The organism is Phycicoccus sp. CSK15P-2 (assembly GCF_016888005.1).
Lineage (GTDB): Bacteria > Actinomycetota > Actinomycetes > Actinomycetales > Dermatophilaceae > Phycicoccus.
The window spans coordinates 56,100-66,643 of sequence record NZ_JAFDVE010000031.1 but is presented as its reverse complement, the minus strand read 5'-3'; the positions used below and the strand labels follow the sequence as shown (position 1 = coordinate 66,643).

At 72.0% G+C, this 10,544-nt stretch carries 11 protein-coding genes; 6 read left to right on the top strand and 5 right to left on the bottom strand.

Annotated elements, in window-relative coordinates:
• A partial coding sequence (locus JQN72_RS16860) for a peptidylprolyl isomerase (protein WP_204136292.1) occupies positions 1–515 on the top strand: 515 nt, incomplete at its 5' end.
• A 31-nt stretch (positions 516–546) separates the two neighbouring features.
• Entirely contained in the window at positions 547–1,440 is an 894-nt protein-coding gene (locus tag JQN72_RS16855; RefSeq protein WP_204133912.1) for a rhomboid family intramembrane serine protease, read from the top strand.
• A 299-nt stretch (positions 1,441–1,739) separates the two neighbouring features.
• Here the strand turns inward: JQN72_RS16855 and JQN72_RS16850 are convergent, their stop codons facing one another.
• The gene (locus tag JQN72_RS16850; RefSeq protein ID WP_204136291.1) at positions 1,740–1,994 is read right to left on the bottom strand and encodes a cell division protein CrgA; all 255 of its coding nucleotides are present in this window, start codon (positions 1,992–1,994) and stop codon (positions 1,740–1,742) included.
• 81 nt (positions 1,995–2,075) lie between these two features.
• On the opposite strand from JQN72_RS16850, the gene JQN72_RS16845 reads away from it, so the two are divergent.
• The 4 genes from JQN72_RS16845 to JQN72_RS16830 are packed head-to-tail and all read left to right on the top strand — an operon-like array spanning position 2,076 to position 4,352.
• Positions 2,076–2,825 (top strand): DUF881 domain-containing protein, encoded by a 750-nt coding sequence (locus tag JQN72_RS16845; protein WP_204136290.1) that lies wholly within the window; start codon positions 2,076–2,078, stop codon positions 2,823–2,825.
• Positions 2,822–3,490 (top strand): class E sortase, encoded by a 669-nt coding sequence (locus tag JQN72_RS16840; protein WP_307812789.1) that lies wholly within the window; start codon positions 2,822–2,824, stop codon positions 3,488–3,490. Before JQN72_RS16845 ends, JQN72_RS16840 begins: the two co-directional genes overlap by 4 nt.
• 3 nt (positions 3,491–3,493) lie before the next feature.
• Complete coding sequence (locus JQN72_RS16835) at positions 3,494–3,652, top strand: hypothetical protein (protein ID WP_204136289.1); 159 nt, start codon at positions 3,494–3,496, stop codon at positions 3,650–3,652.
• 43 nt (positions 3,653–3,695) lie between these two features.
• Positions 3,696–4,352 carry an aminodeoxychorismate/anthranilate synthase component II gene (locus tag JQN72_RS16830; RefSeq protein WP_204136288.1) on the top strand — a complete coding sequence of 219 codons (657 nt, stop codon included), beginning with the start codon at positions 3,696–3,698 and terminating at the stop codon, positions 4,350–4,352.
• Positions 4,353–4,395: 43 nt separating this feature from the next.
• Here JQN72_RS16830 and pknB read toward each other — a convergent pair whose 3' ends face one another.
• From pknB to JQN72_RS16810, 4 genes are read right to left on the bottom strand one after another with little or no spacing between them, the layout of a single operon-like run.
• Positions 4,396–6,294, bottom strand: a complete 1,899-nt coding sequence (gene pknB / locus JQN72_RS16825; protein ID WP_204136287.1) for a Stk1 family PASTA domain-containing Ser/Thr kinase — start codon at positions 6,292–6,294, stop codon at positions 4,396–4,398.
• Positions 6,295–6,306: 12 nt separating this feature from the next.
• Positions 6,307–7,761: a penicillin-binding protein 2 gene (locus JQN72_RS16820; protein ID WP_204136286.1), complete on the bottom strand. Its 1,455-nt coding sequence runs from the start codon at positions 7,759–7,761 to the stop codon at positions 6,307–6,309.
• Positions 7,758–9,140 carry an FtsW/RodA/SpoVE family cell cycle protein gene (locus JQN72_RS16815; RefSeq protein ID WP_204136285.1) on the bottom strand — a complete coding sequence of 461 codons (1,383 nt, stop codon included), beginning with the start codon at positions 9,138–9,140 and terminating at the stop codon, positions 7,758–7,760. Before JQN72_RS16815 ends, JQN72_RS16820 begins: the two co-directional genes overlap by 4 nt.
• Positions 9,137–10,543, bottom strand: coding sequence for a PP2C family serine/threonine-protein phosphatase (locus tag JQN72_RS16810; RefSeq protein WP_204136284.1), 1,407 nt, complete (start codon positions 10,541–10,543; stop codon positions 9,137–9,139). Before JQN72_RS16810 ends, JQN72_RS16815 begins: the two co-directional genes overlap by 4 nt.
• Between the last annotated feature and the right edge of the window lies 1 nt (position 10,544).

Genomic DNA, 10,544 nt, shown 5'->3' with positions numbered 1-10,544 from the left:
AGGCAACGCTGCACACGAACCACGGCCCGATCGTCGTCGAGCTCTTCTCCAACGAGGCCCCGAAGACCGTCGAGAACTTCGTCGGTCTCGCCAAGGGCGAGAAGGAGTACACCGACGACGCCGGCCGGTCCAACCCCACGCCGTTCTACGACGGCCTCGTCTTCCACCGGATCATCCCCGACTTCATGATCCAGGGCGGCTGCCCGCTCGGCCGTGGGATGGGCGGCCCGGGCTACACCTTCGACGACGAGATCCACCCCGACAAGCAGTTCGACCGGCCCTACCTCCTCGCGATGGCCAACGCCGGCAAGCGGATGGGCAAGGGCACCAACGGCTCCCAGTTCTTCATCACCGTCGCGCCCACCACGTGGCTCAACGGCAAGCACACGATCTTCGGCGAGGTCGCGGACGCCGCCAGCCGCCAGGTCGTCGACACGCTCGCCGCCGTCCGCACGGGCGCGCAGGACAAGCCCGTCGAGGACGTCGTCATCGAGCGCGTCGAGATCGACGACTGACCACCCGCAGCATCCCGGGCCAGCCCTCGCCATGACCGACCCGTCGTCCCTGCCGCCCGCCGAGGAGCAGGTCCCCGTCTGCCCGCGGCACCCCGACCGTGAGTCCTACGTGCGCTGCCAGCGCTGCGGCAGGCCCACCTGCCCGGAGTGCCAGCGGCCGGCGGCGGTCGGCATCCAGTGCGTCGACTGCGTCAAGGAGGGCGCCCGCTCAATGCGCCAGGGGCGCACGGTCTTCGGGGGCGCCGCCACCGACGGCCGGCCGCTGGTCACGACGTGGGTCATCGGCATCTGCGCGGTCGTCTACGTGCTCCAGCAGGTGGTCCCCGGTCTCAGCGGACGGATCGCCATGGTGCCGGCCTACGGGGACACCGAGCCCTGGCGCTTCCTCTCCTCGGGCTTCGCGCACGGGAGCGTGCTGCACATCCTGTTCAACATGTACGCCCTGTGGATCATGGGGCAGTACCTCGAGCCGCTGCTCGGCCGTGCCCGGTTCATCGCGCTCTACCTGCTGAGCGCCTTCGGCGGCTCCGTCGTCCTCCTGCTCCTCGCGTTCCCGCCCTCGCCGGCCCAGCTCGCGGTCGGGGACGGTGGCTCCTGGTACCAAGGGGCGGTCGGCGCGTCCGGCGCGGTCTTCGGGCTGTTCGGGGCGTTCCTCGTCCTGCAGCGCCGGCTCGGTCGCTCGGCCGCGGGGATGTACGTCGTCATCGGTGCCAACGCCGTCCTCGGGTTCGTCGTGCCGAACATCGCCTGGCAGGCGCACCTCGGGGGACTGGTCACCGGAGCCGCGGCCGCCGCGGCCATCGCCTACCTCGGCCGGTCGCGGGGCCCGATGCAGCCGCCGGACCGGCGCGTCCACTGGGCCGCGCTCGGCGGGCTCGGGCTCGTGCTCCTCGCCCTGGCCGTGGCGAAGTACGCCCTCGCCTGACAAGGGCGACGTGCGCGTGTGGCCCGGCCGCTCCCTGTGGATTACATGCGTGTGATTCGTCCCCAGCTGTGGAAGAACCTGTGGACAACCGTCCGGGGGACGGACGAACCGGCGGGGGACGACGCCCGTCGAGGGCGGTCACGAGGACCGGCCCAGGCATCCGCACAGCACATCGTCAGGCGCACACGCCATTGCGTGTGCGCCTGACGACAAGGTGTGCGGCCGGTGCCGGTGCGGGCAGGTCGGTGCGGTGCGGGTGCGGCCTGCCGGCGGGTGGTGCGGCTGGAGCGCGCTGCGGCTCAGCGCCAGCGCGTCGTCATGAGGAAGCCGGCGAGCATGAGCCCGAAGCCGACCCCGAGGTTCCATCGGCCGAGCTGCGGCACCGGGTAGGAGTTCACTCCCGAGATGTAGAAGGTGACGACCCACAACAGGCCGATGACCATGAGCGCGAGCATGACGGGCGCGTACCATCTCGGATTGGGCCCGGCTGCCGCGGACTTGGCGGTCCGGGGCGGGGTGTACGCGGGCTTGGAACGACCCTTGGACTCGGGCACGGGAACTCCTCCGAACGGTGCGACGTGGTGTCCTAGCGTAGATGCCCTACGGAGACGACGCAGGAAGGGAGGTACCAGGCGATGGTCAGGCATGCCGGCCCGGTCGACCGGCCCTCACCGTGGCCCTGGCTCGTCCCCGTCGCGGCGCTCGTCGCCGGAGCTCTCTTCGCGTCCAGCGTGCAGGCGTCGCAGGGTGAGGACCTGCGGGCCGACTCCGCCCGGCTGCCCGACCTCATCCGCGAGCAGACCCGGGTCAACACCGACCGCGCCTCCGAGATCGACGACCTCCAGGCCCGGGTCGACGAGGCCACGGCCGGCCTCGCCCCGGACGACCAGGAGACCCAGGACCTCGAGGCCGAGGCCGCGGCCATCTCTTCGGTGGCGGGCCGCACCGAGGTCGCCGGCCCGGCGGTGCGGGTCAGCCTCGACGACGCCAAGCTCGTCGGCGGCGAGGTGCCCGAGGGCAAGGGGCCGGACGACTACGTCATCCACCAGCAGGACGTCCAGGCGGTCGTCAACGCACTGTGGTCCGGGGGCGCCGAGGCGATGATGCTCCAGGACCAGCGCGTCGTGTCCACGAGCGCCGTGCGCTGCGTGGGCAACACGCTCATCCTCCAGGGCCGGGTGTACTCACCGCCCTACGTCGTCACCGCCATCGGGGACCCCGTCCGGATGCGTGAGTCGCTGGCCCGTGACGAGCAGGTCGACATCCTGCGGCAGTGGTCGGTGGCCTACGGGCTGGGCTACAGCGTCGAGGACGTCGGCGAGCAGACCTTCCCCGCGTACTCCGGCACCATCACCCCCGTGCACGCCGAGGTCGTGGAGCAGTGACCCGACGGCTCGTCGGGGGCTTCGGCGAGCTGCTCATCACCGCAGGCGTGCTCGTGCTGCTGTTCGTCGCGTGGCAGCTGTGGTGGACCGACGTCGTCGCGAACCGTGCCCAGGAGCGGATCGTCCGCAGCCTCACCGAGGACTTCCGCGACGGCTCCACCGTCGGGGACGACGCGCTCCCCGGCCTGGCGGGCAGCCGCGCCTTCGCGGTCATCCGGGTCCCGCGGTTCGGCGCCGACGACGCCCGCCCGGTCATCGAGGGCACCGGGCGCCCGGTGCTCGCGCTCGGCGTGGGCCACTACCGCGGGACGGCGATGCCCGGCGAGGTCGGCAACTTCTCGGTCGCGGGCCACCGGACGACCTACGGTCGCCCGTTCCACGACATCGACCGGCTGCGGCAGGGCGACCGGGTCATCGTCGAGACGAAGCCGACCGTGTACGTCTACGAGGTGACCGGTCACGAGATCGTCCGGCCGTACCAGTCCGAGGTCATCGCACCGGTGCCCGATCGACCGGGCGCCACCCCCGAGGACGCCCTGCTCACGATGACGTCCTGCCACCCCAGGTACAGCGCCACCTACCGGTACGTCGCCCACGGTCGGCTCGTCGAGACGGTCGACCGCGCCGACTGGCGGCCGGCCGACTGGACCACGGTGGAGGGCTGAGCCGTGTACGCGGCGTTGTGGCGGCTCCTGCCCGGCCCCTGGTGGGCCAAGGCGGTGCAGTGCGTCGTCCTCACGCTGCTCGTCGTCGCCGTCTGCTTCCGGTGGGTCTTCCCCGAGGTGGCGGAGGTCGTGCCGTTCAACGACAACACGGTCGACCGCTGAACCCCGGGTCCTCGTCCCGCTCGGCCCAGGGCACCATGGGGGCATGACCCGGGTCCTCGTCGTCGACAACTACGACAGCTTCGTCTTCACGATCGTCGGCTACCTCGAGCAGCTCGGCGCGCAGTGCGAGGTCGTCCGCAACGACGCCGTCGCCCCGGCCGACGGCGCGGACTTCGACGGCGTGCTCGTCTCACCCGGCCCCGGGACGCCCGAGGAGGCAGGGGTGTCGATGGCGATGATCGAGGCGTGCGCCGAGCGTTCGCAGCCGATGCTCGGGGTGTGCCTCGGCCACCAGGCGCTCGGTGCCGTCATGGGTGGCGTCGTCGGCCGGGCCCCCGAGCTGCTGCACGGCAAGACCTCGCGGGTCCACCACGACGGCACCGGCGTGCTCGACGGCGTGCCGCAGCCGTTCACCGCCACCCGCTACCACTCGCTGACCATCGAGCCGTCCTCGATGCCGGACGTGCTCGTCCCCAACGGACACACCGCCTCGGGCGTCGTCATGGCCGTCCGGCACGCGACGCTGCCGCTGCACGGCGTGCAGTTCCATCCGGAGTCCGTGCTCACCGAGGGCGGCCACCGGATGCTCGCCAACTGGCTCGTGACCACGGGCATGACCGACGCCGTCGAGCGATCGGCTGGGATGTCGCCGCTGGTCCACGACGCGGCGGCCGTGGCCCGTGCCGTGGCCGCGGACTGACCGACAGCCCCCGCTCCCGGACCAGGAGGCAGGCCGCCGGGGGTCAGCCGCCCGGCTGGGTGGGCGACCCGGTCGGCGTCGGTGACCCGGTCGGCGTCGGCGAGCCGGTCGGCGAGGGCGGCGCCGTGGACGGCGTGACCGTCGGGGCCTCCTTCTGCGCGACGACGATCTTGACGGTCGAGCCGATGTCGGCTTTCTCCTTGCCCTTCGGGTCCTGCTCGATGACCGTGCCCTCGGGCTGGTCGCCCGTCGGCCGGTACTCGGTCTCGACCTTGAGGTTGGCGTCGGAGAGCTCGCTCTGGGCCTCGTTCTGCGACATCCCGACGACGTTGGGCACCGCGACCTTGCCGGTGCCGACCTCCAGGGCGATCCGCGTCCCGGGCTTCACCTGCTCACCGGCCCCGGGCTGGGAGGAGATGACCTCGTTCTCGGGAACGTCGGGGTCGTCGGTCTTCGACACGTTCCCGAGGCTCAGCCCGACGTCCGCGAGGATCTGTTCGGCCTCGTCGAGCTGGCGTCCGGTGAGGTCGGGGACGTCCACGTCTCCCGGCCCGCTCGACACCGTGAGCCGGACGGTCGAGCCGGGGTCGACCTCGGTGTTGGCGCTCGGGTTCTGCGAGATGACGTCGCCCTCGGGGACGTCCTCGTTGGCGGCGGTGACGACCTCGACCTCGAACCCCGCCCTCGTGAGGTCGACCTGCGCCGTCTGTTGCGGCTTGCCGACGACGTCCGGCACGGCGACCTTCTGGACGTCGTCGCCCCCGAAGTAGTTCACGAGCCCGAAGGTGAGCAGCGCGAGGGCGGCCAGCACGGCCATGACGAGCGCGATGTACGCGGCCGGGCTGCGCCGGTCGTCGTCACCGTGGATGTCGCGGCGGGACTCGAACGGCGGAGGGGTGTCCTCCGCGGCGGCCGTGCCTGCGCCTGCGGCCCCCACACCCGCGACGTCGTACGCCGCCGTGCGCTCCGAGAGCGCCTCGGTCCGGCGCGGGAGCGTCTCGGTCATCGCGGCGGCACCGAGGCCGGCCGCAGCGGCCCCGGCGACGGCTGCGGCGGAGGCCTTGGCCGCGGCGCTCACCGGCCGCCCGAGGCGCACTGCCTGCAGGTCGGCGCGGAACTCGGCGGCGTCCTGGTAGCGCGACTCCCGCGGCTTCTCGAGCGCGTGCATGATGACGGCGTCGAGGTCCGCCGGGACGTCCTCGGCGTAGCGGGAGGGGGGTGTCGGGGGCTCGCCCACGTGCTGGTACGCGATCGACACCGGACTGTCGCCGAGGAAGGGCGGCCGGCCGGTGAGCAGCTCGAAGAGCATGCAGCCCGCCGAGTAGAGGTCCGAGCGGGCGTCGACGGACTGTCCCTGCGCCTGCTCCGGCGAGAGGTACTGGGCCGTCCCGATGACCGCCTGGGTCTGGGTGACGGTCGCGTTGGCGTCCGCCATCGCCCGGGCGATGCCGAAGTCCATGACCTTGACCGAGCCGTCCTCGGCGATCATGACGTTCGCGGGCTTGATGTCCCGGTGGACGATGCCCTGACGGTGGCTGTACGCCAACGCGTCGAGCGCCCCCTCGGTGACCCGCACGGCCTCGGTCGGGTCGAGCTGGCCCTGCTCGGTGAGCACCTCGCGCAGCGTCCGGCCGTCGACGTACTCCATGACGATGTACGGGACGTTGATCTCGGCGCCACCGGACTGGGTGACGACGTGGTCCTCGCCGTGGTCGTAGACGGCGACGATGGAGGCGTGGTTGAGGGCCGCCGCGGACTGCGCCTCGCGCCGGAAGCGGCTGATGAACGTCGCGTCGCGAGCGAGGTCGCTGCGCAGCATCTTGAGTGCGACGGGGCGTCCGAGCCGGGTGTCGAAACCACGGTGGACCTCCGCCATGCCGCCCCGGCCGAGGAGGTCGCCCACCTCGTACCGGCCCCCGAGCAGCTCCGGGACCTCAGCCATGTCGTGCACTCCTCATCGGTTCAGCCGTGCTTCCATCATCTGGCGGGCGATGGGAGCCGCCACCGCTCCGCCGCTCGTCTCGCTGCCCGCCGTGCCACCGTCCTCGACGATGACCGCCACGGCGATCTGGGGGTCGTCCGCCGGCGCGAACGAGATGAACCAGGCGTGCGCCCGGCGGCCCTCGCCGTGCTCGGCCGTCCCGGTCTTGCCGGCGACGTCCACGCCGGGGATCTGGGCCCGACGTCCGGTGCCTTCGTCGACGGTGGCGACCATCATGTCCGTGAGGGTGCTCGCGACGTCCGGGCTCACGGCCTCGGAGAGCTCACGCGGGTCGGCGGACTCGATGACCGACAGGTCCGAGCCGATGACCGACTCGACGAGGTAGGGCTGCATGACGACGCCGTCGTTCGCGACGCCCGAGGCCACCATCGCCATCTGCATCGGCGTGACCCGCACGTCGAACTGGCCGATGGCGGACTGCGCGAGCTGGGGTTCGTTGAGCTCGTTCGGCACGCTGCTCGGGGTGACCCGCATCGGGACGGACAGCGCGTCGCCGAAGCCGAACTTCGCCGCCTGCTCCTGCAGCGCCGTGGCGCCGAGCTTCATGCCGAGGTCACCGAACGCGGTGTTGCACGAGACGATGACGGCGCGGCGCAGGGTGACCTCGCCGGAGGGGTCGCAGGCGACGCCGTCGTGGTTCGGCAGCGTGGCGCTCGTCAGGGGGAGGTCGAGCTCGTTCCCGCCGGGGAAGACGGAGTCCTCGGTGTACTCGCCGTCCGAGAGCGCCGCGGCCGCGGTGACGATCTTGAAGACCGAGCCCGGCGGGTAGAGGTCGCCGCCGACGGCCCGGTTGAGCAGCGGGCGGTCGGACTGCTGGGTCAGCTTCTGGTATGTCTCGTCGAGCTCGCCGAGGTCGTGGCCGGCGACGCTGTTGGGGTCGTAGCTCGGCTTGCTCACCATCGCGAGGATGGCTCCCGTCTTCGGATCGAGCGCGACGGCTGCCCCACGGGCGTCCCCGAGGCCCTCGTCCGCGGCCTTCTGCACGGCCGGGTCGAGGGTCGTCTCGAGGGTCGCGCCCTGCGGCCGGCGCCCGGTGAAGAGGTCGGAGACCCGGCGGTAGAAGAGCTTGTCGCTCGCACCGGACAGCAGCGAGTCGCGGGACTGCTCGAGCCCGCTGACCGCGCCGTAGAAGGAGTAGAAGCCGGTGACGTGCGCGTAGCGGCGCGGTTCGGCGTACTCGCGTTGGAACTGGAACTCGTCGTCGGTGGGGACGGACCGCGCGATGGCGTCCTGCCCGACGAGGATCTCGCCGCGCTCCCGGCCGTACGTGGCGAGGAGGGTGCGGCGGTTGTCCGGCCGGGCGTTGAGGTCGGCGGCGAAGACGTACTGGATGAGCGTCGTCGAGACGAGCAGGGTGGCGAAGAGCGCGCCGACCAGCATGGACAGGCGACGGACCGGGGCGTTCACGAGAGCTTCACCACCTGGGTGTGCGCCGACGCGACGTCGCTCTGCACCTTGGGGTCGGGCAGGGGTCGCCGGGCGTGGTCGGAGATCCGGAGCAGGAGCGCCACGAGCGTCCAGTTGGCGAGCAGCGAGGACCCGCCCGAGGACAGGAACGGGGCGGTGAGGCCGGTGAGCGGGATGACGCGTGTGACGCCACCGACGACGACGAAGCACTGCAGCGCGACCGAGAACGACAGGCCGGCGGCGAGCAGCTTGCCGAAGCCGTCGCGAGTGCCGAGGGAGGTGCGCAGCCCGCGCTCGATGAGCAGCGCGTAGAGGACGAAGACGGCGAACAGCCCGATCATCCCGATCTCCTCACCGAAGCTGGGGATGATGAAGTCGGACTCCGCGAGGTACGTGATGTCGGGGCGCCCCTGGCCGAGCCCGGTGCCGACCATCCCGCCGGCGGCCATGCCCATGAGGCCCTTCGCGAGCTGGTCGGAGGTCTGCAGCGCCTCGGGGCTGAAGGTGTCCAGCCAGAGCAGCACGCGGGTCTGGACGTGGCCGAAGAGCAGGTAGGCCACGTAGGCGCCCGCGACGAACAGCGACAGGCCGATCGCGATCCAGGAGATGCGCTCGGTGGCGACGTAGAGCATCGCGACGAACAGCCCGAAGAAGAGCAGCGAGGACCCGAGGTCGCGCTCGAACACGAGCACCCCGAGGCTCGCGAGCCACGCGATGAGGATGGGTCCGAGGTCGCGTGCCCGCGGCAGGGTCAGCCCGAGGATCTTCCGCCCGGCGACGGACAGCGCGTCGCGGGTCTGGACGAGGTAGCCGGCGAAGAACACGGCGAGGGCGAGCTTGGCGACCTCCCCGGGCTGGAACGAGAACGGCCCTACCCGGATCCAGATGCGAGAACCGAACTCCGCGTTGCCGATGACCGGCAGGAGCGGCAGGAGGAGCAGCGCGAAACCGCCGACTCCCGCGATGTAGGTGTACCGGCGGAGCAGCCGGTGGTCCCGGAGCACGACGAGCACCCCGGCGGCGATCGCGACCGCGAGCGCGCTCCACATGAGCTGGCGCAGCGCGACGCCCTCGGTGAGGTCGCGGCCCCGGGCGAGGTCGATGCGGTGGATCATCACGAGCCCGAGCCCGTTGAGCAGCGTGACGATCGGCAGCAGCAGCGGGTCGGCGTACCTGGCCTTCCAGCGCAGGACGACGTGGAACGCGAGGTTGACGCCGAGGTAGCCGACCCCGAGGACGACGAGGTCGGGCGGGATGGTGCCCGTGGTGGCGAGGCCGACGTTGACGTAGGCGAGCAGGACGATGCCGACCGCGCCGAGGAGCAGGATGAGCTCGGTGGTGCGGCCGCTGCGGGGGGCTACGGACGAGACGACGCTCATGCGGGCGGGGGGATGGTCGGGCTCGACGTGGGGTCGGGCAGGAGGGTGGAGGAGTCCGGGTCCGGGAGGGACGGCAGGCCCGAGCCGCTCGGCGACGGCGTGGGCGAGGGGCTGGGGGTCGGGCTGGGTGTGGTCCAGGTGCGTGGGACCGTGCGGCACGGGTCGCCGTTGGCCTTGGCGTACCGGCAGGCGCTGGCCTGCAGCCGGAGCTCGTCGACGCGCTCGTCGGCGTTCGCGCGGTCGGCCGCCGTGATGCCGTTCTCGATGCTGTTCTGGTACGACGTGGGGAGGTCGTCGACCGCGATCGTCGTCTCGTACTCCGGGGAGGACAGCGCGACCGGGCCGAGGGTCTGGTCGACGCCGCGGAAGACCGTGACGAACCCGTTCTGGGCGCCGAGGTAGTACTGCTGCTGGGACCATGCCCAGGCGCCGTACGAGCCGCCCGCGACGACGACGGCGGCGATGAGCAGGGCGGCCGCGACGCGCAGGGCGGTGCCCCGCTTCGTGCGCGGCCCCTCCTCGGCGAGGTGCAGCTCCTCGTCCTCGTCGGACCCCGTCGCGGCCTTGGTCAGCGCGGCGGCCTTCGCCGCCGGTGACGTGGGGATCGGCCGGGTGCCGGTGGTACGGACCGCGGCAGCGCCCACGACCTGGGGCTGCGTGGGCGGCGCGGCGACCTTGGCGATGTCGACGAGGTCGCCGACGACGATCGTCACGTTGTCCGGGGCGCCGGCCTTGAGCGCGAGCGAGACGAGCCGCTCGGCGCACTCGCCGGGGTCGGTGGTCTCGAGGAGCACCTCGTCGACGGTGTCCCGGGCGACGTAGTCGGTGAGGCCGTCGGAGGCGATGAGGTAGCGGTCGCCGGCCTTGCCCTGGCGCACCACGAGGTCGGGCTCGTCCTCGCTGGACCCGGTGAGGACGCGCGTCACGAGGGACCGCTGGGGGTGGGTCTTGGCCTCCTCGGCGGTGATCCGCCCCTCGTCGACGAGGTTCTGGACGAAGCTGTGGTCCTTCGTCAGCTGGGTCACCTTGCCGTCCCGGGCGAGGAAGGCACGCGAGTCGCCGATGTGCGCCAGCGTGATCTTCTCGCCGGTGCGCAGCATCGCGATGAGCGTCGTCCCCATGCCGTCGAGCGAGGGGTCGTCGCCGATCTGCTCGCCGATGTCGCGGTTCGCCCGGGTGATCCGGTCCAGGAGGGCCTGGCTCGCGTCGCGGCCGGAGAGGGACTGGCCGTCGAGGTCGACGAGTGCCGCGACGACCATCGAGCTGGCGACCTCACCGCCGGCGTGGCCGCCCATGCCGTCGGCCATCGCGAGCAGGTGGGGCCCGGCGTAGCCCGAGTCCTCGTTCTTGGACCGGACCATGCCCACGTCGGATCGGGCTGCGTAGTGGAAGGCGAAGGGCATC

Coding starts and splice junctions, on each gene's coding strand:
- JQN72_RS16855 (WP_204133912.1), top strand. CDS start 547: ATGACCGACCCGTCGTCCCTGCCGCCCGCCGAGGAGCAGGTCCCCGTC.
- JQN72_RS16845 (WP_204136290.1), top strand. CDS start 2,076: ATGGTCAGGCATGCCGGCCCGGTCGACCGGCCCTCACCGTGGCCCTGG.
- JQN72_RS16830 (WP_204136288.1), top strand. CDS start 3,696: ATGACCCGGGTCCTCGTCGTCGACAACTACGACAGCTTCGTCTTCACG.
- pknB (WP_204136287.1), bottom strand. CDS start 6,294: ATGGCTGAGGTCCCGGAGCTGCTCGGGGGCCGGTACGAGGTGGGCGAC.
- JQN72_RS16815 (WP_204136285.1), bottom strand. CDS start 9,140: ATGAGCGTCGTCTCGTCCGTAGCCCCCCGCAGCGGCCGCACCACCGAG.
- JQN72_RS16810 (WP_204136284.1), bottom strand. CDS start 10,543: ATGCCCTTCGCCTTCCACTACGCAGCCCGATCCGACGTGGGCATGGTC.